Source organism: Vibrio sp. JZG120, from assembly GCF_053890955.1.
In genome coordinates, this window is record NZ_JBSRRK010000002.1 from 267,312 (window position 1) to 291,299 (window position 23,988).

Genomic DNA, 23,988 nt, shown 5'->3' on the forward strand with positions numbered 1-23,988 from the left:
TGAATCTCAATAACTTGATGCTCTGTTAGCGAGGAAAAAACAATGGGTAAAAATGGATTAAAGAATGCACTACAACTATTGATAGCGACCTTAGTCCTATTCTTTGGGATGCTTCAAACGGCACATGCGGCGGATAAACGCATTGGCATTCTGGTTTACGACGGCGTACTGACCTCTGATGTTACTGCGCCTTTAGAGGTCTTTGGCGTCGCAAGTCGTCTGACTTGGTTTAGCGATTATGAAGTAGTCACTATTTCCGTCTCTGAACAGAAAACCATCACCACTGAAGAGGGATTAAAAATTGGTGTGGATGCTTGGATTGGCGATCAGCCGGAACTCGACGTGCTGGTTTTAACATCCAGCTACGACATGGATGCGCTAATCGAAAACAAGGATCTCATTCACTTTATTCAAACCACATCAAAGGCGGCAGATTGGATGGCAAGTAATTGCTCTGGTGCGTATCTATTGGCCGAGGCTGGCCTTTTAAACGGTAAGAAAGCGACGACATGGGCAGGAGGTGAAAACGGATTACAAAAAGACTATCCAGCAGTTGATGTACAGGTCGACCAGAATTTTGTTGTTGATGAGGGCGTCATCACCTCAAACGGCAGCCTAGTCAGCTATCAGGCCGCCCTTAAATTGCTGCATCTCATGACTTCAGAATCTAAAGCTCAAGAAGTCGCAGACGCCCTTCAATACTCACGTTTTTCTACCCAGCCATTTTAAGCGGGCAAGGACGAAACCGCAGGTAACCTTTGAAGCTTCAGAGGTTACCTACTGCTCAGCTCTACACTTCTGATCTTAATGCTATGGAAAAACACAAACGATACGAAGCACTGACGAAGGAGCGATACCAAGATATCTATCGTCTCGCATATTGGCTATGCAAAGATCATCACCTTGCTGAAGATTTGGCGCAAGACACCTTCCTGAAAGCGTGGCGATTCTTTGATAACTTAAATGATCCCAATGCCGCGAAGCCTTGGCTCATCACCATTTTGCGTCGCGAGAATGCTCGGCGCTTTGATAAAAAGCAGTACGATTTTGTCGATATTGATGAGTGTGTAATACAGGCAAAAACCTACCCTGGCAGTGACCACGACATGGCACAAGATTGGCTTCAAAAACAAATGATGATTCTCGAACCCAAATACCGAGAGCCATTGGTCTTAAAACTCGTAGTCGGGTTTAATCATAATGAAATTGCTCAAGTATTAGAGCTTAATCACAACACCGTGGCGACTCGATTATTCAGAGCACGCAATCAGATCATTGCGCAGAGGGAGCGCGATTAAGACACAAAAAAGTAGTCAATCATGTCAACTAACTGGCTATGCTCCGGTCTATTTCATAAGTCGTTACACAACTCGGCGCTTTAACGCTTTACATCAAGCGCGACTAGATGAACACTTCTCGTCAAAGTACAATAACAGCCGACATAGAGTAGAGTCAGTAAAACATTATGAGTAACACAACGGCGAAAAAGCCGAATCCCCTATTCGAGATTCTTTTTAACGTATTCATCCCTTCCTTTATCTTGATGAAGTTTAGCGGCGATGAACACCTAGGAACAGCAATGGCGCTGGTTGTCGCTTTGCTATTTCCTATCATTTACGGCGGTATGGACCTTGTCCGGAACAAGAAATTTAACTTTATTTCTGCACTTGGCTTTATCAGTGTTTTATTAACTGGCGGCATTGGCTTGTTAGAGCTTGATACACGTTGGTTAGCCTTGAAAGAAGCCCTGATCCCTGGCCTGATCGGTTTAGCGGTTTTGGGCTCAACGTTTACCCGCTACCCACTGATGCAGAAGTTAGTACTGAATGACACGGTATTGAATTTATCGCTGATTAACGAACGCTTGAAAGAGAACGGTCAATCAGAGGCATTTGAACGTTGTCTAATGTCATCAAACTATCTGTTTGCGAGTACTTTTGCGTTCTCATCCGCGATGAACTACTTCCTTGCGACTTGGATCGTAACCAGCCCTTCGGGCACGGCTGCTTTTAATGAAGAGTTGGGTAAGATGACGCTTTACAGCTACCCGATGATTGCAATTCCAAGCATGTTAATGATGTTCGGTATTTTTTATTACATTTGGCGTCAAGTACGTACGATGACATCGCTCGAAACAGAACAAATTTTCCATCTAAAATAGTCCCATCATTACAAATAACCCATCAAAAAAGGGAGGATTTTATCCTCCCTTTTCTCAACAGACTCACTGTAATTCATAGCGTTGGCAATAAAGTGGTTTAGCATTTCAGCGAATACCACCTTTCTCACGCTTTTACCTACCGATTCTTCCCAATACCGCAAAAAGAAGGTGCTAAAGTCGATGTTGTTGGTCTTCATCGATTCAAAAAACGCAGGCGTATAAGGCGCTAACGACAACGTTCCGTAGTTGATGTATTGACCGTTTTCTTTCAAGGTACGAATGAGATACGTGCCAGCCTCACCACCTATCGCATCCAAAGCGGCCGTTGGTTGTGGCAGTTTGCGCGTTTGCAGTTGCACGTGTAAGTCTTGCTTCGCGTCCAATACTGGAGTCGTATCGTACGGATACTCGTCTGGCTTTGAAGTCACAGCAATCAGTGTAAAACCCAGTGAATGAGCAAGCTGGGCAAATATCTTACCGATCGCCGAACCCGCCGCATTGATGATCACCACATCGTCTTTGTTCAACTTAGCCACTTTCGTGGTGATAACCCACGCGGTTAGCGCGTTGATGTACAACTGGCAGGCATAGCCGTTATCCAAACTTTCAGGTAGCGGAAAAAGATTCTCAGGCGAAGCATCTATGTAGTATTGCCAAGTACCACTCATCGCCACCAACACTTTTTGCCCAACTTGAAGGTCAGTGTGATCGACTGCACTGACTTCCACCACACGCCCAACCGCTTCAAATCCCGGCACGCGAGGTGGTACGTGAACGCGGCGGTATTGCCCAACACCATAAATGGAAAGCAAGTCACTTGGGTTAATGTTTGTAGCTTCGAGCCTCACCCGAACCTTGCTCTGAGCAAGCGGCTTGAGGGGCTCTTTTTCCAACGACAGCGACGTTTTTGGCTGACCAAAGCAGAATTGGTTCACTCGAGTATTTATCGTTGGTGCCATTGTTATTCATACCATGTAATTGAAATTCAAAAAGGAAGTTTCGCGACTTCTACTCAAAAGCATTAAGTGAAGTCGAAGCTCTGTATTTCTATCTGCGCGATGCGTCGTTCACTCTAAACTGTTGTGGCGTCATATCAAAATAGGCTTTAAATGCTTTGATGTAGGATGAATCGTTTTGATAACCCACTCGGTCTGCAATGGCTTGGATTGGTAACGTTTCATCTAACAAAGAAAGCGAGTAAATCAGCCGAATTTGTTGCCGCCAAAGCAGAAATGAAGTGTTGAATTCCTTGGCGAACAACCGTGATAAAGTGCGCTCAGACGCCCCAATTTTCTCCCCCCACTCTTTTAGCGAACAGCTCAACGCGGGCTCGTCAGTCAGTTGCTCGAAAATCAGTTTGAGTCGGCGATCTTGTGGCAGTAATAACTGAAATGTCTGCACGTTGCTTTTCAAAATTTGATCATGCAACACCGCCAGCAAATGCAGCACTTCTTCATGGCTTGCCTCATTTTCACACTGTCTGCGGATCTCTTGTAAAAGCTCATTTAAAAACGGCGTTAAAGCAATGGTTCTCACTTGTGGCTCGTACGTCGCACCAAACTCAGGGTTGAGGTAAATACCAACAAATATCGTGTTGCTCACAGCAACCGACTCGTGTTGAACACCCGCAGGAACAAATAACGCAGAAGTGTGCGGAACCAAATGCTGATAATGCTCCGTTTGCGTTTGCAATAACCCTTTGATAGGAAAGATGATTTGATGCCAAGTGTGTTGATGCAGCGCATCAATGTAACCTTTTGGCATGTCGATGGTTTTCACCAAAACAGGAGAATGGGGATTCGCGGCCATCATCTCATTGGAGGTCATGACGCCTGACTTCGAATCAATTTGGCGAGTTAGCATTGTTGATTGTCTTTTCATCCCTATTCCGACACAAGTTCACTAGGCTATCATGCTCCGCATCGCGAATGAAGATAAACACTTTATCTCTCATTCAAACAATAAGGAGGTTACATGAAGAAAATCGGCGTCGTAAAAGCTGTGCTAGCAGGGAAAACTGTCCCTTATGCTCATGGAGCGCAAAGCGCAATCAACAAACAAGTGTTGCCCGATCGCCAGCACGCAACAGAGCTTGGTTTTACCAGTGATGAGCAAGGCGATCCACGCTTTCATGGTGGCATTCAAAAAGCGCTTCATATTTACCCAAGCGAGCACTACCCAATCTGGCAACAACAATTAGGAAAAAGAACAATTTTCCAATCCGCTGGCGGCTTTGGCGAAAACATCAGCTCCGAAGGCGTCACCGAATCCACGATTTGCTTGAAAGATAAAATCCGTATCGGCTCAACATTACTTGAAGTGTCGCAAGGTCGCATGCCTTGTTGGAAACTTAACGTACACTTTGACCAACACGACATGGCGAGAAGACTGCAAGATACGCTTCGAACAGGCTGGTATTTCCGAGTATTGGAAGAAGGCGATATCGGTGCAGGTGACGAGATTATTCTGTGTGAAAGACCTTATCCAGAATGGCCATTGGCTCGCATCATGGGCGCGGTTTTCACTGGCTGTTTAAATAGAGAAGAACTCACCCAGCTGTCTGAGCTGCCGTTAGTCGAGTCTTGGGGCAAGTTGGTCGAGCGCCGCCTAGAAACTGGCGAAGTCGAGGATTGGGAAATGCGCTTGGTTGGCCCAACAAGACAATAAAAAACGCAGAGTAAAACCTCTGCGCTCGCTATAAAAACGTGGGCTTTGTTATTGCTGTCCTGCTGCATACTGACCATCGGTAACTTGCTCTTTCCAGATAACGTTTTCACCGTCTTTTGACGCCGTAACCACTAGGTGAGTCATTGGCGCATTTGGTGTTGCACCGTGCCAATGGTCGATACCAGGAGGACACCAAACACTATCACCAGCAGCAAATCGAATTACATGCCCATCACGCGTTCCTGTAAGTGCGGTACCAGAAGTGACGATCATGTGTTGTCCTGCTGGGTGAGTATGCCAAGCGGTTCGAGCTCCTGCATCAAAAGTGACATAGGCGGCGCTGTAGTTTGCAACTTCGTTTTCAGGAAACAACATCTCGACGTTAACTTTCCCGGTAAATAGGTTTTCAGGTCCTTGAAACGATTTCTGATCAGCAGAGCGATAAACTTGCTGCGAAGATGAGTTACCATCGGCTGCTTGAGCGATTGGAAGCATAAATCCCGTCGACAACAGCACAGACCAAATAAACAATGATGATTTATTTTTCATAAACGAATTCCTTTCTAATTGATATGATTGGCCAAATAATATTTATTTTTCCAAAACTGTTTTTAGGACCGATTGAGCATTGTTAGACACACTTTCACCACAGCACTCACTTAATACAACAATAAATTCCTCTAACTCTTGAATAGAAACATTGTTATTCATACTGATATTATAGTGAGCTGCTAATTGGCTATTAACACCGTTCATATTTGCTAATGCTGCAATCGTAGCAATTTCACGCTCTTTCCAAGTGAGCACATCGCGTTCAAAAATATCACCAAACAAATGTGCTTTTAGGTATTCATCAATTTGCGGAGAAAAATCGAATAGCGCGCCTTTTACTTCTGCACCAACAAGTTGTGTTTGGTTTTCAGCGCCAAATTCTAAGCTGGTTTTATCGTTAGGTAACGCGCTTGATTCTCGCCCTAAGGTATCAGTAATACCTTGGCTTTTACGTTCCTCCAACACCGTCATAAATGTTGCTAGTCCATTCAAACTGCGCGGAAATCCAGCATACGCGTACAACTGAGCCAGCACTTCTTTTATCTCGTTGACCGTTAGGCCTGCGTCTAACCCATCATTAAGGCTTTGTGTTAGTTTTTCTATTTCACCACTCGCAGTAAAAGCAGAAATAGGAATAATAGCTCGCTCTTTATCACTGAATATTTCTGATGCTGAAGCGATATTCGTTGTGCATAGCGTTGTCATAGTGAGCACCAATATTAATATTGATTTAACAAATTTGTTTAATTCTTTCATATCAAGATTCCATTATGTAACGATGTTCTAATCCATAGAAGTTCTAGAAATATATTTATTAGCGTTCTGATTTCTACATTAATAATTCACATTGTTAACTGGGTTATTAATTTACTTTTTCGATCGTGACACGGTTTGTTTCTTTCGAAATAAAGCAATGAATCCCATCATCGACTTGACCTAATTTAATTAACCCAGACGCGTAACCAAAGTCTTTATAAAAGATAACTAAATTTCCCCAAGGGGCGTAATAAGAGATGTCACCCGCTTTTGATTGAGTTCCAGAAGGTGCGCCTTCGCGAGTTAACTTGTTCGGTAAGTAAGCAATTTTCTCTGTATTTGCGTAGTCTTGTAGATCTAATGTAAGAGGCAATTGACGAACAAAATCGTCTGTACTCGCACTGCTCTTCAATGTGCCTAAAACACTGCAATCATCGAAAATAAAACGAATTTTCACCATATTTTCCTCCAATCCAGCGCTATTAACTTCTGCGTTTACAATGCAGGGGAACATCCAGGCACTACTCACCAAAACGCATCTCACCCACTGATTGAAACGGTACGCTTGTCTCATCGAGATTCCCTTTTCTCACTGAAAACTTAGCTCGGGCTACTTTAGTTGCATGTACTCTTGATCAGAGACTGGTTCGCACCATTCATTACTTGCGCCTTCAGCCGGTATTTCTATTGCTACATGTGAGAACCAACTGTCTTTAGCTGCGCCATGCCAATGCTTAGTACCTGGCGCGATATGCACGACATCGCCAACATTCAACTCTTTTGCTGGTTGGCCAAATTCTTGATACCAACCTCGCCCTCCTGTCGCTAACAGAATCTGCCCACCTTCATGATGAATATGCCAAAAATTGCGACACCCTGGTTCAAACGTTACATTCGCCACGATAAGACCAGGCTGATTGAGCAACGCCAGATAACTCGTACCGGTAAAGTAATCCGCATACGCTTCATTCTTTTCACCAAACTCGAAAATGCCTCGACCTTGAAATACACCGGCTTGCAGTACGTCAGGGGTTTGAGTATTGCTTTTGTTATTCATCATGACTCCAAATAGTGTTCTTGAGTGCTTACAACTCACTAAACCATGGGTTCACTGTATTGCGCTTTGATAGATGACCGTTAGCCTATTCATTGCTAATACTTGCCCAATATTCCAAACCAATACAAAAGACAACCATACTTGAGACCGGTTAGAAAAAACGGAATAAAAACTCATCTATACATAAGTAGTTGACTATTAAATAATAAAATTCATGACAGACAATTAACCCACTCAAAAACCAACCAGAAAGATCACTCTCTGATCGCTTAACCTCGAAATAGACACTTGCCCAATATTCTTTACTTAAAGAAATGAACTGTTATAACTATGCTTAATGAAGTCGCTTAATTGACTCCAAAGAGGCGTTAACTACAAAGGCAGAAATCGCATGCCGTTAACACCGAACCTGAGGCCAACCAGAGGAGAGCACTGACTTATGCAAGAGGTACCGTCAAACACTTCGTCAACCCTGGCCAGTGCAATAGAAAAGCTTGCCAAGCACATTGAGAAATGGGCAAATGGCTCGAACCAATATGACACAGAAATTCCAGGATTAAGGTTCAGTCGTTGGGCAACCCCAACACCACCGACAAGCTACACCCACAACCCAAGTATTTGCTTAATTGCTCAAGGGAGAAAGCGCGTGTTGTTGGGTGAAGATAGCTTTGTTTACGATGCGAACCACTTTTTAATCTCCTCTGTCGACTTGCCGATTATCGCCAATATCATTGAAGCCAGTGAAGATAAACCTTATTTAGGGGTGATTATGGAGCTGGATCTGACTGAAATATCTCAACTTATTGTCGATAGTGAGCTGACGTTTAATCAAAGCAAAGAAGCACAAAAAGGCATAGCGGTTGGAGAGTTGTCGGAGCCATTACTTGACGCCTTTCTGCGTTTAATAGAGCTGCTGGATGAAGGACAAAGCATCAAAATTTTAGCGCCGATCATTAAACGAGAGATTTTTTATCGACTGTTAATTACCGAACAGGGCGCTCGTCTTAATCAAATCGTGACTGCAGGAAGTCACAGCCATCAAATCGCGAAGGCCATTGATTGGTTGAAGAATAATTTCGTAAAGCCGTTAAGTGTCAGTGAGTTAGCCGCCTACAGTGGCATGAGTAAATCGGCGTTTTATACCCACTTTCGTTCTATGACATCTATGACGCCACTGCAATTTCAAAAGAAATTAAGACTCAGCGAAGCTCGGCGTTTAATGCTGACAGAAAACCTCGATGCCATGGCGACTACGTTTAAAGTGGGTTACGAAAGCCCTTCTCAATTTAGCCGTGAATACAGCCGTTTATTTGGTGCGCCACCATCCAAAGACATCAAGTCTTTGCGCGAGAGTATGGGTTAAGCTCGGAATATCCTAGGAAGAAGCTAGAAAGTGAAACCGTCAGCCTCGTACTGCCTCGAGGCTAACGGTTTTATTATTTGGGAGAGAATGAACGTCACCTGCATTTGCAAGCAAAACTGCGCAATATTGTTTATAACACCGCTTGTCGACTAGGCAAAAATACCTCACCCAACATACAGCGAACCGAGCCACCACCAATAGATTCTATGGTAGAAACATCGAATGGCAGCAATTTACCGTGCGTCGCAAGTTGATTTCTTTGTGCAGGAGAGAAAGCATCGTATGCCGATTGCGACATCGCAATGACTTTGTCTCCATTGATGGTTTCCAACTGAAGAATGTTGCCGCAGAAGTGGTTCATTTGCTCAATCGAAATAGAGATCACTTGCTTATCTTTGGCGAGTGATTTCATCACAAAACGACGCTCAAATTCTGGGATCACTTCGTCACAAATCACGCAGAACTGCTCACCCACAGCCATCATCACGTTGGTATGGTAAATAGGCGCACCAGACGGCAAACGGGTTTGGAAAGAGATCACTCGTTCATAGCCAATACGATCGGCGTAATCTTCTAAAACCAGACGATCACAACGTTGTGAAAGTGCGGCATAGACCGTTTTATTTAAGTGGTCAAAGACCATCACACCCGTGCTTTCTAAATACGCTTGCTCATCAAGATATTCAGTTAGGCTGCTACGTCGATGAACTTCTCGCCCAGCTTGCGCTAGTGCCGCCACAAGCGCATCGGGACGCACTTCTTTTTGACGGTTTTCACAGGCCATTGGAAAGGTGTACAACGTGCCATCTGGCGTAGTGCTAAACCAGTTGTTTGGAAATACCGCATCTGGCGTCGCAACATCAGAAGCTGGATAATCAAACTCAACAACTTGAACGCCCTCTTGACGCAGCGTAGCTACCATACTCGCGAACTCGGCCATCACTCTACGCGAGACTTCTTCTTGGCTGAGTGACACTTTATGTTGGAACTCATTATCTTGTGCGGTTTCTTCATTAAAACGAAACTCTTTCGGTGGCACCATCACTACGCAGTTTGCGGTTTGGCGCTGAGCACTTTGCGTGCTTTCTTCTTTCCCATTAGCAAATTGGGTCACTGATTCGTGTAATAGCATCCAATACATTCCTTATCACTAGAATGAGGAGATTGTAAATTTATTGTTAACTTCAGTTTTGCTGTTTTCACAATTAATTTAATTATCTAGAAGTAATTTTCACTGCACTTAGCTTATTCCTCCCGAATTTTTATTGTCACTATGCAGGTTTAAGGTTTTATGGCATCGCGATAAACATGCGAAGAATTCATCATAAGAATCAGAACCATAGACAACCACACCCATAACCAACTAGTTACATTTAAAACACAATCGGTTAGACTATTTTTTCGCCCCTCTCGTCAATCCGTCTGCTTTCTCGAGAGCAGCCAAAAACTCTTATACACGCGGCTTCGTCCAAAGCAACGTGAATCGATGGATTTAGCCACCCCAAATGGCACTGTTTTAACTTTAGGATGAGTTATGTTTAAACGATTTGAAGGCTTTACAGAGCCGTTCCCCAAATCCACACCAGATCAGCCTCCTTCAGGGATGCTCGCTTTTTTACGTTATTACACCCGCGGCTACGAAAAGCCTTTGATCATCATGTCTTTGATGGCCACGATTGTTGCTGTCGTTGAAGTTATGTTGTTTGGCGCGATGGGACAATTGGTTGATTGGTTGTCCACCAGCAATCCAGAAACGTTCTTGCAAGACAATAAAGCAGATTTAATTTTCTACGGAACCTTATTGTTGGTTGTCATGCCCATTTTGGTGATCGTGTATTCGTTGCTCGTTCACCAAACATTATTGGGCAACTATCCAATGTCTATCCGCTGGCTTGCACACCGGTATTTGCTCAATCAAAGCTTAAACTTCTATCAAGATGATTTTGCAGGCCGAGTTGCAACTAAAGTCATGCAAACCTCATTAGCTGTGCGCGAAACCGTCATGAAAGCTATGGATGTATTTGTTTATGTTACGGTTTACTTCACCAGTATGATCATTATGTTAGCGACGGCAGACTGGCGTTTGATGATCCCAATGATCGTCTGGCTGCTCGCTTACATCGCTATTCAAATCTATTTCGTTCCTAAGCTCAAAGACGTCGCTTCAGCGCAGGCCGATGCTCGTTCGACAATGACAGGACGCATCGTCGACAGCTATACCAATATTCAGACGGTCAAACTGTTTTCTCATAGCCAGCGCGAAACCCAATATGCTGAGCAAGGGATGAAGGGATTTTTGAATACGGTCTATCGTCAAATGCGCCTAGTGACCGGCTTTGACGTTGCTGTAGAGATCTCAAACTATATTTTGGTGTTTTCCGTTGCTGCTTTATCGATTTACCTGTGGTTGGATAGTGCCATCAGCGTTGGCGCGATTGCGATTGCTGTTAGCCTTGCATTACGCGTAAATGGTATGTCGATGTGGATCATGTGGGAAGTTGGCGCCCTCTTTGAAAATATGGGAACCGTAGTCGATGGAATGAAAACGCTCTCTAAGCCAATTGATATTAAAGATAAACCAGACGCAAAAGACTTAGTTGTCACTGAAGGTGGCATTCACTTTGATAACGTCAGCTTCCATTACGGTGAGAACAAAGGCGTGATTAGCCACCTCGATCTCAACATCAAACCAGGAGAGAAAGTCGGCTTGGTTGGGCGCTCCGGCGCCGGAAAATCGACTTTGGTGAACTTGTTACTTCGTTTCCACGATGTCGAAGACGGCAGCATTAAGATCGATGGACAGAACATCTCTGAAGTCACACAAGACTCTTTGCGTTCAAAGATCGGTATGGTGACCCAAGATACTTCTCTGCTACACCGCTCGATTCGCGACAATATTTTGTATGGCAACCCAGATGCGACAGAAGAAGATTTGCTGAAAGCTACTAAGCAAGCGCATGCCCATGAGTTTATTGAAACTCTGACCGACCCATTTGGTAATGTCGGATACGATGCGCAAGTTGGTGAACGTGGTGTGAAACTGTCTGGCGGCCAACGTCAGCGTATCGCAATATCTCGTGTGCTACTCAAAGATGCACCATTGCTGGTACTGGATGAAGCTACATCGGCTCTGGATTCAGAAGTCGAAGCAGCGATTCAGGAAAGCTTGAATGAATTAATGCAAGGAAAAACCGTTATTGCGATTGCGCACCGATTGTCGACCATCGCACAAATGGATCGCCTCATCGTGCTAGATAAAGGCAGTATTGTTGAACAAGGTTCTCACCAAGAGCTCATCGCGAACAACGGTATTTATGCCCAGCTTTGGGCCCATCAAACTGGCGGATTTATCGCTGAAGAGTTAGAAAATCAACACGTTTCTTAATTAGCGAGAAACCCAATAAAAACGGCGCATGAAGCGCCGTTTTTCATTTTTATTGATAACCCTATACTCATATAGCCATTATAGTTTCTCATATATGAAACATCCTCCATGATAAAGCTCACATTTTTTCTGCTAATATACCGCCTCGTTGCGTATCCATTGCAATGAACACAATACAGAGTTTTGAGCCGTCTTCATTTGTCATTTCACTTTTTGAGAAACAGCTATACTCAATAGATGGCTTAGTTATTAGATTAACAATAAGGTAATTAGCTTATGTGTAAATGTGGTTCAATGCAGATCGTACAACTCAAACCAAGTTGGGCTGACAAGCTATTCGGCTACTCAGAAAGATGGAAATGCCAACTTTGTTGTAAGATCTACCGCATCTAAAATTAAAAATAGAATCTTAGTTTTTCTAAGAAAAAGCAGTGGCCCGACAGTAATTGTCGGGTTTTGTTTTTCTGTACATCCATTTTTATCCCTTCGCAACACGGTCACTCATCACGGCAAAACCTAGCATCTCAATGTGACTTAGGTATAGAATCAGGCCCACTTATTTATTCCGATATTCACATATAACTGGTCACTATGAACAAAAGTTTGCTAACGAATGTCCTCGCTATCGCTTTGATGGCTGGAGGTCATCAATTACAAAACGACTACCTTTGGTATGCGGGGCTGTTTGCGTTCTCAGGCGCCATCACTAACTGGCTTGCCATCCACATGCTGTTTGAAAAAGTGCCTGGATTATACGGTTCTGGCGTGATCCCCGCGCGATTTGAAGAGTTTAAACTGGCTATCAAAAACTTGATGATGGAGCAGTTCTTTACCGAAGCGAACATCGATCGATTCTTGAACAAAGAAATGGCGGGCGGTGTAAACATCGATCTTCAACCTGTGATTGAGAAAGTGGATTTAAACCCAGCGTTTGACTCTTTGGTAGAAGTGATCGAAGGCTCTCAATTTGGCGGCATGCTAGCGATGTTTGGCGGCGCGGAGGCATTACAACCTATGCGGCAGCCTTTCGTCGAAAAGATGCAAGAATCCATTATTGAGTTGAGCAAGAGCGATAACATCAAAGAAGCACTGAAAGAGCAGTTCGAGTCTCCTGCTATGATGGATGAGATAAAGCAGAACATTGAAGGCATCATTGATCAGCGCTTGAGCGAATTAACACCCGCACTGGTCAAAGAAATGGTGCAAAAAATGATTAAAGAACACCTTGGCTGGCTAGTCGTTTGGGGCGGTGTTTTTGGCGGTTTAATTGGTGTTATCAGCACCTTCATCGGCGCATAGTCGCTCACCGATTTATCAAAAAGGAGCTTCGGCTCCTTTTTTGATCTTGAAAAAGTAATACGCCAAGTCACGCTAAATAATATGCTCAACGCATAAGCGCTGCAGTCATAGACATCAGCCTCGCCTAACCAAGGAGCTCCGGGTTCACGCCAAATCCTGTTTTATGTTCTTCAATTACCACTTCACTACGAGTCTGGATTACGCCCGGAAGCGTGCCTAACTTACTCGACATAAACTCCTGATACGCTTTCATACTCTTAACACGAACCTTTATCATGGTATCGAAGTCCCCAGAGAGCGAATAACACTCTTCAATTTCCGGCATCAATTCGACGGCTTTCGCAAACTTTTCAAAAATGGAAAAACTGGTTTGGTCTAAGCGAATATGGATGAATACTTGCACATCCAACCCTAATTTTTCCGCATTCAGCTCCGCATGGTAGCCATTGATATACCCCTCTTTTTCTAGCCGCTTCACGCGGTCAGAACACGGCGAGGTCGTTAAGTTGATCTGCTTTGCGAGTTCAACAACTGGAATTCTGCCTCTTGAATGAAGCACTCTCAAAATGTGTAAATCAATCCGGTCCAATTGGTAACTCATTAACCACATCCTTGTAACCACTCAGGAAGCATCACATTAATCGTTGCTTAAACAGTTGCAAACCATCAAATGCACAGCATGTGAAATTCAGCAGAGAATAATTAGAAATAACTAAGGAAGGAAAGGGCTGCGATTACTGCCGCTCTCTCCATAACCGAGTATGAAGAACAAAAGTAATCTAGCGGCTCCCGTAGAGTCGCAAATTTGAAAGCGTGTGATACGCCTTTATAGATCTGGCGTGCGGGGCAAGCAAGCCGCCCTGTTTAGCTATTAATCATAGCTATCGCTCTGAATTAGAGAGCTGCCGACGTATGCCTGGTAGGATGAGGAATCACTTCTCCAATTGCACGATGATTACAGCATCGGCAGTAGTATTGTGGTTCCATCTCGTAGTAGTGTTCACCTGATACAAATTTCGCCATCAGCTGTGTAAAACTCACCACTTTACCTGTCAACGAATCAACGGGCTGTGGCTCGCAACGCTTCATGATCACTTTATGTTGCGTTGATTTTCTACAAGCTGCGCAATATATATCCGGCATTTCTCTTCTCCCTGTTTTTCAGTACTACTGACAATTGACATATTTTGTTCAAAATAATTCCACAATAAAAAAGCCCCTTTAATTTTTTGTGTCCTATCTTCAAAAAATTGGACGAAAGTATCAAAAAATTGAGACATTGGTCAGACATCAACTTTTGTACCATTATTATGAACGAACGCGCTTATGTGTGTAATAATACGACACATCACACATAACCAATTGTTGCTACTCGCTATTTCAATCTGCAATGATCAATTTTATGGCGTTTTAAATATGGCTTTCACTCACATTTTCGATTCAGGCGTTACTTGGTTGTTTAAACATGCCTGATTTACAGTGTGAATCTGCAATTTCCACGATACTGACTCATCTCAAGGACGCACGATGACGCTTCAACCAACGCTCACGACACAAAGGCTTATTCTTCGCCCATTTCATCCGACAGACAGCGCAACAGTCGCACGACTCGCAGGAGACAAGAGCATTGCAGATATGACGGCAAATATTCCTCATCCCTATGAAGAGCCGATGGCACAAGTTTGGATTAAGAGCCATGTTGGCGTATATCACCAACGTAGTGGGGTCATATATGCCATTACTCAACGTCAACAAGACGAAGCGTTAATTGGTGCTGTTAGTTTGCTAAACATTTCTAAGGGAGTCGGCACATTAGGGTATTGGCTTGGCGTCGATTATTGGGGGAATGGGTTTGCTCAAGAAGCGTCAATGGCTTTAATTCAGTTTGCCAGACCACATTTTGAGTTATCGGGCCTAAAAGCGATGCACTTGGTCGAAAACAGACAATCCCAATCAGTCATTCAAAAGTTGGGCATGACGTATATCGACAATCACATCATCAAAATGCAGGGAAAAGAACGAGAAGTCTGCATATACCAGCAAATATTTTCGCCTCAAGTAACCGTAGCAACCTCTCAAAATTAAGGCACTAAAAAACCAGCCTCTCAGCTGGTTTTATCTTTCACCTTGAAAGGCAAAAATACTAGTCTTGTGCGACTTTCACACGAATCTTGCTCTTGTGTACTGAAGACAGGTTTAGTGCCTCCAACGCCGCAACGGCTTCGGCTTCATCCGGCATGATCACAAAACCAAACCCTTTTGATAAACCCGTTTCTTGATCAAGCACGACGGTGCAAAGCTCAACTTTGCCGTAGTTTGAGAACAGAGTACGGATGTCTTGCTCTGTCGTCTCACGAGCTAAGTTTCTTACTAGAAGTTTCATATTAAACCATTTTATGTTTACAACGCCTCAATTCTCTCAGCTTCTCCCTTACAAACCAAGTGAATAATGTTCTTGCGAAGGCTAGATGTCTCTAAGTGTTTCTGTTTAAATGATTTTTAGTGATAACGCTCTGAATCCTGCATTACGAGACGATTGGAGTATAAAAGCCTAGGAGATTCGACATGGAAACCAAACGTTTAAAGCTCATCCCAGCTTGCTTGGAACGTGCAGAAGAAGCACATCAGGCCGTTGTTCGTAGCCAAAAAACGCTTGAAGTTTACCTGCCATGGGTACCTCACGTGCTCACTTTAGAAGCGATGATTGCAGGGACAGAGAAAGCCATCGCAAACTTTGAAAACTTCGAAGAAGAGTTACGCTACTACCTAATCGACAAGGAAAGCGATCGTTTACTCGGTGCCATTGGGTTAATGATCCATGATCAAGAGATACCGGCATTTGAGATTGGCTATTGGCTTGATGATCGCGCGGTAGGCTACGGTTATATCTCTGAGGCGGTAGCGGCGATTGAAAACTATGCATTCGAAGCGTTGGACGCGAAAAGAATCGCGATTTTAGCCGATGCGAATAACCGCAAAAGTCGTGCGGTTGCTGAGCGCTGTGGGTATGAGTTTGAAGGTGAGCTACGCAATGCTCGGCGTGCGTCTTCTGGCGAGCTGAGTAACACCGTCATTTACGCCAAAGTTCGTCGTGACTAAGACACTCACAAAGAATAAAGCGACGTGAAAATCTGGCCTCAAGCAATCACCATTAACGTTTATTAAGTTCAGATAAAACAAAGCCCGCTGTATAAGCGGGCTTTGTGTTCGTAAAAGGAAGTAATTAGTCTAGTTCAACTAGTTTCTTCTCGTACGATTGATGTTGGTCTAATACGTCTTGCGCTGCACCACCTGTCGCTTTGCTGATAACAACGATAGCAAGCGTAGAGAAGATGATGCCCGGTACGATTTCGTACACATCAAACCAACCGCCAGTTAGCTGCTTCCAAACTACGATAGTGATACCACCAACAAGGATACCTGCTAGTGCGCCGTTACGGTTCATACCGCTCCAGTAAAGGCTAAGTACAACCGCAGGACCAAATGCAGCACCGAAGCCAGCCCAAGCGTAAGAAACAAGACCAAGTACTGAACTATCTGGTGTCATTGCTAGGAATAGCGCAACAAGCGAAATAACGATAACGCCGATACGGCCAATCATTACGATTTCTTCAGAAGACGCTTCTGGCTTGAATACTTGCTTGTAGAAATCTTCTGCAAGCGCTGAAGATGAAACAAGAAGCTGTGAGTCTGCTGTACTCATTACCGCCGCTAGGATTGCTGCTAACAACATACCCGCAACGACAGGGTGGAATACTGCGTTAACCAATAACATGAAGATCTTCTCGCCATCTTCTAGTTGAGTGCCCGGATGACCCGTAACCCAAACCAGACCGACAAGACCAACAAGCATTGCACCAACCATAGATAGTGCAGTCCAAATCACAGCGATACGACGTGCAGTCGTTAGATCTTTGTTTGAACGAGACGCTTTAAAACGCGCTAGGATGTGTGGCTGACCAAAGTAACCTAGACCCCATGCCGCTAAAGAGATGATAGCAATCGCAGACAGTGGTTCGCCTTTGGCGTCATTCCATAGCGTTGCAAGTTCTGGGTTGATGTCATGCAGATCAGAAGTTAGCTGACCTAGACCACCGTCCATTACTGCAACAGGAACAATCATTAGCGCAGCCGCCATTAGCAGACCTTGCACTAAGTCAGTCCAAGATACCGCAAGGAAACCACCGAATAGTGTGTAAGAAACGACACACACCGTACCGATGATAACAGCGTAGGTGTAATCTAGACCGAATACCGTCTCAAACAGTTTGCCCCCTGCGACCAAACCTGAGCTGGTGTAGAAAAGGAAAAATAGAAGAATGAAAAACGCAGAGATTGTCTGGATCAGTTTCGACTTATCGTTGAAGCGACGTGACAGGAACTCTGGCAACGTTAACGCGTCAGTTTGGATACTGTAGGTACGTAGGCGTTTTGCACTGATGAGCCAGTTTGCCCATGTACCAAGAAGTAGACCGCCGGCTAACCAGAAGGCCTCGATACCCGCAGCGTACGCATAGCCAGGCAAGCCTAGCAGCAACCAGCCACTCATATCTGAAGCACCTGCAGATAATGCAGCAGGCCACGGACCTAGGCTACGGCCACCTAGGAAGTAATCAGATGAATTGGAAGTCCTCTTATACGCGTAAACGCCAATAGCAACCATAATCAGTAAATACGCCACAAAAGTGGACGTGATAGCAAAGCTATTTTCTATCATTAGATAGTCCTCGTTATAATTATTTCCTTCCTTGCCTGCCCTGATATTTTACCGTCTCAGCAATACATCAGAGTATAAGAAACCAATCTGGACCGGCTCTCAGTCCAGTTACTCCAGATTGGTATCACAAGTCAGGTTAGTGAGTTTCGTTCCCCAACTCGAGTAGAGTCGCGTTACCACCCACCGCGGTAATATTTATCGTTCGAGTGCGCTCGGTAATGAAGCGCAACGAGAGATGAGGATCATGAGCCAATTTCGGTGACTCTAAATCCGTTTCAGAAACTAAGCCGACGATTGCACCGTCACGCTTAGCTAGTTGAAGATTGAGCGCATGCTCAACCTGTGAACGCCCAACATAACCCACACTACGTACATCGCTCTCAAGCAACGGGGCAGACGCATCGTACGCAACAACCTGGACTAAGTTAGATGGGAAGTTTGCCAACGCTACAGCTTGCTTAACCAGTTGGTTTAGCTCTGCATTGTCACTGCAAACGACCACACTGTTGCCTGCAATTAAGGCACAGGTGATCATCGCAAAAGCACTGTATAACGCATTATCAGCAGGCTCGATGTTGTTTTCACAAATCACCAAAGCCACACCGCGTCCTGCGGCATACAGTTCGTTAGTTTCCCCTGTAGGGCCAACTAACTGGTGAGTTTCTGCAAGAAGAGTTGATGCTTGTTGCAATTGGTAAGAAACCACTTTGGCAACGGTAGACTGCTGCCCTTCTAATGCAGATTTAAATGCCAGAACATGCTCGCATTTGTAATCAAAATCAGTCAGATTCCACTGCTCCCACGCAGAGAATGCATCTTTAAAATAGGTGATCTGATGAACCATAATGCGACTCCTTATGCGTTTTCTGCTTGAGCAAGAAGATGTTGAGTAAAGCGGAATAGGTAGTGTGGACCACCAGCTTTCGGGCCAGTACCCGACAAGCCTTGACCACCAAACGGCTGTACGCCAACCACAGCACCAACTTGGTCTCGGTTGATGTAGCAGTTACCCACTCGAGCGTGTTTCTCAATCCAACGGTACGTGGTTTCGTTACGGCTATGGATACCCATCGTCAAGCCAAAACCGGTCTTGTTGATCTGCGCAACCACGTTCGGTAATTCAGACGCTTTAAAGCGAACAATGTGCAAGATTGGACCAAATTGTTCTTCTTTCAGCACATCGATGCCCGAGATTTCAAACGCACTTGGTGAGACAAAGTCACCATGCTGGCACGATTCATCCAGCTGTAGCTGAGCGACTTTAGTCTGTGTTTTGCTCATTTGCTCAAGGTGAGCAAGGAGTTTTTGTTTTGCATTGCTGTCGATAACCGGACCAACATCCGTTTTGTGTAGGTAAGGTAAACCAACATGCAGCTCATTCATCGCACCTTGAATGAGGTTAATCATACGGTCTGCTACATCTTCTTGTACAAATAGAACACGAAGGGCAGAACAACGCTGACCGGCAGATGCAAACGCTGAACGAATCACATCACGCACCACCTGCTCTGGCAATGCAGTACTGTCCACGATCATTGCGTTTTGACCACCTGTTTCCGCAATAAACGGAACCGGTTTCGCGCTGCGCTCCGCAAGCGTGACGTTAATGCGTTGCGCAGTTGCCGTTGAACCAGTGAATGCCACACCAGCAATGGCATCATGAGAAGTCAGTGCATGGCCGATCTCAGCGCCGCGACCAGTAAGTAACTGAATCACACCAGCAGGGAAACCCGCATCAAGCATTAATTCAATAGCGCGAGCGGCAATTAAGCTTGTTTGCTCAGCAGGTTTTGCAACCACTGTGTTACCTGCAATCAGTGCTGCCGTTACCTGACCAAGGAAAATAGCCAGAGGGAAGTTCCAAGGGCTAATACATACAAACACACCAAGACCTTCACGGCTAGAAATGCGTTTCACACCGTCAAAACCCTCTAGCTCAAATGGCTGTAGGTTTTGCGCTTGTTTCGCGTAATAACGACAGAAATCCACTGCTTCACGAACTTCATCAATACTATCGTGAATCGTCTTGCCCGCTTCTTTGTGACAAATCGCCACCAGCTCAGCCAGATTTTCTTCCATTAAGTCAGCAAGCTTTTCTAAACAAGCCGCTTTTTGCTCAACAGGAACGCCTTTCCAATCAGAGAAAGCAGTTTGCGCCGCATCAATTGCAGCGGAAACATGATCAAGTGTTGCAAATGCCACCTTGCCGACTTCAATTCGGCGATCGTACGGTGCGGTGATGATCTCAGCCGCATTTTCCTTGATCATGCTTTCGGCAAAACGCTCACCATTGATCATCGGGCCTGCAACCCACTGATTGTCCATGAAGCTTTCTACTTGCGCTTCAAATGGCTTTGCCTCACTGTCGATATCAATGTTGACGCCGTATGAGTTCTTACGCTCAGGGAAGATGTCGGCAGGTAATGGGATCTTGTCGTTGTGTAGCGTGTCAAACCCCGTCAACACATCAACAGGGTGATGAGTCAACTCGTAAATCGGACAACGCGCATCAACCAATCGATGTACAAACGAGCTGTTTGCGCCATTTTCAAGCAGACGACGAACCAAGTACGGAAGAAGATCAGCATGGCTACCGACAGGAGCGTAAATACGTACTGGCTGACCATACATTTCCATAACATGGTTATACAGTGAATCACCCATACCATGCAGACGCTGGAACTCGTACTCTTTGTGCTCAGCCATAACGGCGATTGCCGTCACCGTGTGGGCATTGTGGCTTGCAAATTGCGGGTAGATATTACCGCGAACACCTTCGCTAAGTAGGAAACGAGCACAAGCTAGGTACGCAACGTCCGTCGCTTCTTTGCGAGTGTATACCGGGTAATTAGCGTAACCCGCTTGTTGAGACCACTTGATTTCGCTGTCCCAGTACGCGCCTTTAACCAAACGCAGCGGAATAAGGTCACCCTGCTCTTTTGCGAGTGCGTTTAGCCACACCAAGACTGGTAGAGCACGTTTTGAGTAGGCTTGAATAACCAAACCAAACTTGCCCCAACCTTTCACAAGATCGCTACGGTACACTTTCTCAAATAGCTTCAGAGAAAGCTCAAGGCGATCCGCTTCTTCTGCATCGATTGTGATTGCAACGTCGACTTCAATTGCACGTTTCAATAGCTGCATTAGTGAATCATACAACTCTGTCATTACACGTTCTTCATTTGCGACTTCGTAGCGCGGGTGTAATGCAGAAAGCTTGATGGAAATCGAAGGCGCAGGACTGGTGTCATTGCCGTAAGTCTCTCGACCTACCGCTTCGATCGCCATTAGGTAATCTTTGAAGTACTTGTTCGCGTCCGCTGTAGTTAACGCCGCCTCACCTAACATATCAAATGAGTAGGTGAAACCTTTGTCGCGCATTGGGCGACCGTTCTTTTGCGCTTCTTCGATCGTACGACCACGAACAAACTGATGACCCATAATCTTCATTGCCTGATACATGGCTTTACGAATCACAGGCTCAGAGAATTTATTTACCAGACGGTTTACAGCCTGACCTGGGCTCTGGGTGCCTTGCTCACCAAGACCAACCACTTTACCTGTTAGCATGAGGCCCCATGTTGATGCGTTAACAAACACAGAGTCAGAGTTTTTCAGGTGAGATTTCCAGTCTGCGACGCTCAACTTATCTTTAATCAAAGAATCTGCTGTCGCGGCATCTGGGATGCGCATTAATGCTTCTGCAAGACACATCAGCAAGATACCTTCTTGAGTATCTAAGCTGTATTCCAACAATAGGGCATCAATCATCTGGATTGACTTCTTATCGGCACGAATGGCTTCGATAAGTTGGGTCGTTTGGGTAGTGATCGCCGATTTTTCATCCTCTGTCGGCGTCGCTAGTGGCAATAGTTGCTCTAGCCATTGAGACTCGTCCACCATATACAATGGCGAGATCAGTGACCACAACTTATCAAGCGGCTGCCCGATAAATTCCGGTGTCAACACGTTCGTAGCTGTAAACATGTGTGTTCCTCAATCTCACTCCTCGAAAACCGCTTCGAGGATTATCAATGGCTGGCAGTGTATTTTGAGGCCGATAAGAATACTTGTCAAAAACTACGACATTTTTGCCAAAAACTCGCTTTTATAACAAAACATCCACATAGTCACATTCAAATAGGTAATATTTTGTGTTGTAAATTTTAATTTTTTCATTGCATTCACAACAAAATGTCAGGAATATCAATAAGATTTTTGTGAAGCGCTCGTTCTAAGAGAAAATGTAGGATCAAGTGGCATATCAGTCACACCAAAGGACAGAGAATTTAACAAAACGAGAGATAGGTCACGTGAATAAAACACAAAAAAACCATGCATATTGCATGGCTTTGTTCTGATTGCTGCTAATTTGACCTAAAAATACGCGTTGTTATCCAACTTGTTTTTTATAGCGGGATGGCGATATTCCCTGTAAGCGAGTAAAAGTATGAGTAAACGTACTCTGGCTTGAGAAACCAGTGAATTCGGCAATTTGCCCTAAAGAAAGGTGGCCTTGCTCGATTAATTCACGAGCCATGTCGATACGCTTTCCGAGAACATATTGATGAGGTGTAATCCCCATATGCTCCTTAAACAAGCAATGGAACTGACTTTCCCCAAGAAACACTCGTCCCGCTAACTGAGCCACACTGATCTTATGGCTAAGGTGCTGCTCGATGTAGCGATCAATCGCCTCCAAATCAAAGCGTGACTCTTTTCGGCTAGTCTCAAATGCCGAGATATGGCGCTGCATTAATGCAATCACGGTGTCATTGCACGCGCGACTTAACAGCAGATCATCCGGATGGTTTCGCATTTCCTGAACCAACATCTGTATCAGCTTCTGAATTTGACCGTCTAACTGAAAGTAGACATGGTCTCTCTCCAGATTATTGATTTTCTGCAGCATTTCAGGATCATCATTTGTCGGTTTTGGCATATTCAACACCAAAATATCCGATTGATTAATGACGCCACCGAAAGCATGATCAGAGCATGCGGTTACCACACAACCTTGGCCAGGACCGACAAGATTACCTCGTCCACGCACTTCAAATTCGGCTTGTCCTTTTAAACCAATCACGATCTGTGTGTAAGAATGATCATGGCAGTCCATATAAGACGGAAGTGTGATCAGTTCTGCTGGCTTAGGCAGCATAATCTCTTGATATGGCGGGGCTTTGGGGTTATCTGAATCACTCATTTTAAACAGTCGTCTTTACACGGTCAGCTTACGTCTTGGCATCATATACCTTCCTTGTTGGGTTGCAACTTTTCCCCAACTCAATCGCACAAGATCAAAACAGCATGATCAAGTTCGTTTACATGATCATAGTTCCGGAACGATGATCATGCGAGGTTAACTTACGGTCAATGAGCAACCAATTTTATTAACAAAAACGGATAGATAGAAGCACCTTACGTATACATAACCAATAGATATAAAGATCCTTGTTACCGAACAATCCGTTATTTGGTAGAACACTGCGGTTCAAAATAGATAAATCGCCTCATAAACAGATCAAAGCCACCTCTTGAAATCAACATAGAGGGATTTCCCCCCTTACTAATATGCTTCTGATTCAATACATTAGTCCTCGAGCTTTAAGATGCATACGATCTAAAGCTCTCGGTATCTCATTGATACCTCTAACTTACTTAGCAGACCCTCGCTAGGTAATTTAGAACCTCTTCTACACGTCGACAAGATTATATCTTGTGTTGCCAGCCCGTCTTCAGGCTGGCTTTTTTTTCGCTTCTCAACAATGAAAACAATGGCATAAGCTGATATTATAGCTTTCGTCTCACTGTCCCTCTCATATGACTTAGGCACCGTTCTCCCTCTCGATGAGTGATATGAACGCTAACTAAATTACAACTGAGTTGTAGGAAGCATGATCAAGGACGATACGAGTTGTAAGCCGAACATCAGGCGGACATCCGTGAGCGCACATATCTGTAATGAAACAGACCATTTTCCCAATTAAATTCTTCGTTCAATTTCGTTGTTGTTTGTCGCTGTGTGACG

At 44.5% G+C, this 23,988-nt stretch carries 23 protein-coding genes; 9 read left to right on the top strand and 14 right to left on the bottom strand.

Translation table 11 applies throughout. The features are described 5' to 3' along the window. The first annotated feature begins 42 nt into the window (after positions 1 to 42). From ACWPOD_RS07010 to ACWPOD_RS07020, 3 genes are all read left to right on the top strand, one after another. The gene (locus ACWPOD_RS07010) at positions 43 to 729 is read left to right on the top strand and encodes a DJ-1/PfpI family protein (RefSeq protein WP_167427832.1); all 687 of its coding nucleotides are present in this window, start codon (positions 43 to 45) and stop codon (positions 727 to 729) included. A gap of 83 nt (positions 730 to 812) precedes the next feature. After that, on the top strand, positions 813 to 1,298 hold the full coding sequence (locus ACWPOD_RS07015) for a sigma-70 family RNA polymerase sigma factor (RefSeq protein WP_012842407.1): 486 nt from the start codon (positions 813 to 815) through the stop codon (positions 1,296 to 1,298). A gap of 167 nt (positions 1,299 to 1,465) precedes the next feature. Continuing rightward, positions 1,466 to 2,161, top strand: coding sequence for a VC0807 family protein (locus ACWPOD_RS07020; RefSeq protein ID WP_046875662.1), 696 nt, complete (start codon positions 1,466 to 1,468; stop codon positions 2,159 to 2,161). A gap of 8 nt (positions 2,162 to 2,169) precedes the next feature. Here ACWPOD_RS07020 and ACWPOD_RS07025 read toward each other — a convergent pair whose 3' ends face one another. Together ACWPOD_RS07025 and ACWPOD_RS07030 are read right to left on the bottom strand one after the other, a co-directional pair. Next, positions 2,170 to 3,120, bottom strand: a complete 951-nt coding sequence (locus ACWPOD_RS07025; protein ID WP_456231721.1) for a zinc-dependent alcohol dehydrogenase family protein — start codon at positions 3,118 to 3,120, stop codon at positions 2,170 to 2,172. An 88-nt stretch (positions 3,121 to 3,208) separates the two neighbouring features. Continuing rightward, positions 3,209 to 4,024: an AraC family transcriptional regulator gene (locus tag ACWPOD_RS07030; RefSeq protein WP_104972114.1), complete on the bottom strand. Its 816-nt coding sequence runs from the start codon at positions 4,022 to 4,024 to the stop codon at positions 3,209 to 3,211. A gap of 111 nt (positions 4,025 to 4,135) precedes the next feature. On the opposite strand from ACWPOD_RS07030, the gene ACWPOD_RS07035 reads away from it, so the two are divergent. Beyond that, entirely contained in the window at positions 4,136 to 4,828 is a 693-nt protein-coding gene (locus ACWPOD_RS07035) for an MOSC domain-containing protein (protein ID WP_456231722.1), read from the top strand. Positions 4,829 to 4,876: 48 nt separating this feature from the next. Here the strand turns inward: ACWPOD_RS07035 and ACWPOD_RS07040 are convergent, their stop codons facing one another. The 4 genes from ACWPOD_RS07040 to ACWPOD_RS07055 all read right to left on the bottom strand — a co-directional run bounded on the left by ACWPOD_RS07040 (position 4,877) and on the right by ACWPOD_RS07055 (position 7,196). Continuing rightward, positions 4,877 to 5,377 carry a (R)-mandelonitrile lyase gene (locus ACWPOD_RS07040; protein ID WP_167427836.1) on the bottom strand — a complete coding sequence of 167 codons (501 nt, stop codon included), beginning with the start codon at positions 5,375 to 5,377 and terminating at the stop codon, positions 4,877 to 4,879. 42 nt (positions 5,378 to 5,419) lie between these two features. Continuing rightward, entirely contained in the window at positions 5,420 to 6,136 is a 717-nt protein-coding gene (locus ACWPOD_RS07045) for a carboxymuconolactone decarboxylase family protein (protein ID WP_167427837.1), read from the bottom strand. A 106-nt stretch (positions 6,137 to 6,242) separates the two neighbouring features. Beyond that, positions 6,243 to 6,596: a cyclophilin-like fold protein gene (locus ACWPOD_RS07050; protein WP_233059818.1), complete on the bottom strand. Its 354-nt coding sequence runs from the start codon at positions 6,594 to 6,596 to the stop codon at positions 6,243 to 6,245. Between the two features lie 150 nt (positions 6,597 to 6,746). Next, positions 6,747 to 7,196: a cupin domain-containing protein gene (locus ACWPOD_RS07055; RefSeq protein ID WP_174856115.1), complete on the bottom strand. Its 450-nt coding sequence runs from the start codon at positions 7,194 to 7,196 to the stop codon at positions 6,747 to 6,749. A 436-nt stretch (positions 7,197 to 7,632) separates the two neighbouring features. On the opposite strand from ACWPOD_RS07055, the gene ACWPOD_RS07060 reads away from it, so the two are divergent. Further along, entirely contained in the window at positions 7,633 to 8,556 is a 924-nt protein-coding gene (locus tag ACWPOD_RS07060; protein ID WP_167427838.1) for an AraC family transcriptional regulator, read from the top strand. A gap of 130 nt (positions 8,557 to 8,686) precedes the next feature. Here the strand turns inward: ACWPOD_RS07060 and ACWPOD_RS07065 are convergent, their stop codons facing one another. Then, a complete protein-coding gene (locus ACWPOD_RS07065) occupies positions 8,687 to 9,688 on the bottom strand; it encodes an arginine deiminase-related protein (RefSeq protein ID WP_085342453.1) in 1,002 nt (333 codons plus the stop codon). A gap of 402 nt (positions 9,689 to 10,090) precedes the next feature. Here ACWPOD_RS07065 and ACWPOD_RS07070 point away from each other — a divergent pair, with 402 nt between their 5' ends. Both ACWPOD_RS07070 and ACWPOD_RS07075 read left to right on the top strand, forming a co-directional pair. Beyond that, positions 10,091 to 11,941 carry an ABC transporter ATP-binding protein gene (locus tag ACWPOD_RS07070; protein WP_104972120.1) on the top strand — a complete coding sequence of 617 codons (1,851 nt, stop codon included), beginning with the start codon at positions 10,091 to 10,093 and terminating at the stop codon, positions 11,939 to 11,941. Positions 11,942 to 12,532: 591 nt separating this feature from the next. Further along, entirely contained in the window at positions 12,533 to 13,240 is a 708-nt protein-coding gene (locus ACWPOD_RS07075) for a DUF445 domain-containing protein (RefSeq protein ID WP_005392172.1), read from the top strand. Between the two features lie 124 nt (positions 13,241 to 13,364). Here the strand turns inward: ACWPOD_RS07075 and ACWPOD_RS07080 are convergent, their stop codons facing one another. Beyond that, positions 13,365 to 13,841 (bottom strand): Lrp/AsnC family transcriptional regulator, encoded by a 477-nt coding sequence (locus ACWPOD_RS07080; protein ID WP_006740877.1) that lies wholly within the window; start codon positions 13,839 to 13,841, stop codon positions 13,365 to 13,367. A gap of 293 nt (positions 13,842 to 14,134) precedes the next feature. After that, positions 14,135 to 14,383 carry a hypothetical protein gene (locus ACWPOD_RS07085; RefSeq protein ID WP_012842405.1) on the bottom strand — a complete coding sequence of 83 codons (249 nt, stop codon included), beginning with the start codon at positions 14,381 to 14,383 and terminating at the stop codon, positions 14,135 to 14,137. A gap of 384 nt (positions 14,384 to 14,767) precedes the next feature. Here ACWPOD_RS07085 and ACWPOD_RS07090 point away from each other — a divergent pair, with 384 nt between their 5' ends. Then, positions 14,768 to 15,325, top strand: a complete 558-nt coding sequence (locus tag ACWPOD_RS07090; RefSeq protein WP_456231723.1) for a GNAT family N-acetyltransferase — start codon at positions 14,768 to 14,770, stop codon at positions 15,323 to 15,325. A 58-nt stretch (positions 15,326 to 15,383) separates the two neighbouring features. Here the strand turns inward: ACWPOD_RS07090 and ACWPOD_RS07095 are convergent, their stop codons facing one another. Further along, positions 15,384 to 15,623, bottom strand: a complete 240-nt coding sequence (locus ACWPOD_RS07095) for an RNA recognition motif domain-containing protein (protein ID WP_005392166.1) — start codon at positions 15,621 to 15,623, stop codon at positions 15,384 to 15,386. A 182-nt stretch (positions 15,624 to 15,805) separates the two neighbouring features. Here ACWPOD_RS07095 and ACWPOD_RS07100 point away from each other — a divergent pair, with 182 nt between their 5' ends. Next, positions 15,806 to 16,339 (top strand): GNAT family N-acetyltransferase, encoded by a 534-nt coding sequence (locus ACWPOD_RS07100; protein ID WP_054866771.1) that lies wholly within the window; start codon positions 15,806 to 15,808, stop codon positions 16,337 to 16,339. A 124-nt stretch (positions 16,340 to 16,463) separates the two neighbouring features. Here the strand turns inward: ACWPOD_RS07100 and putP are convergent, their stop codons facing one another. From putP to ACWPOD_RS07120, 4 genes are all read right to left on the bottom strand, one after another. Beyond that, on the bottom strand, positions 16,464 to 17,957 hold the full coding sequence (gene putP / locus ACWPOD_RS07105; RefSeq protein WP_005392162.1) for a sodium/proline symporter PutP: 1,494 nt from the start codon (positions 17,955 to 17,957) through the stop codon (positions 16,464 to 16,466). Between the two features lie 136 nt (positions 17,958 to 18,093). Beyond that, positions 18,094 to 18,801, bottom strand: a complete 708-nt coding sequence (locus ACWPOD_RS07110; RefSeq protein ID WP_152813672.1) for a 1-pyrroline-5-carboxylate dehydrogenase — start codon at positions 18,799 to 18,801, stop codon at positions 18,094 to 18,096. A gap of 11 nt (positions 18,802 to 18,812) precedes the next feature. After that, the gene (putA, locus tag ACWPOD_RS07115; protein ID WP_006740881.1) at positions 18,813 to 21,944 is read right to left on the bottom strand and encodes a bifunctional proline dehydrogenase/L-glutamate gamma-semialdehyde dehydrogenase PutA; all 3,132 of its coding nucleotides are present in this window, start codon (positions 21,942 to 21,944) and stop codon (positions 18,813 to 18,815) included. A 406-nt stretch (positions 21,945 to 22,350) separates the two neighbouring features. After that, positions 22,351 to 23,163 (bottom strand): helix-turn-helix domain-containing protein, encoded by an 813-nt coding sequence (locus ACWPOD_RS07120; protein WP_432609811.1) that lies wholly within the window; start codon positions 23,161 to 23,163, stop codon positions 22,351 to 22,353. Between the last annotated feature and the right edge of the window lie 825 nt (positions 23,164 to 23,988).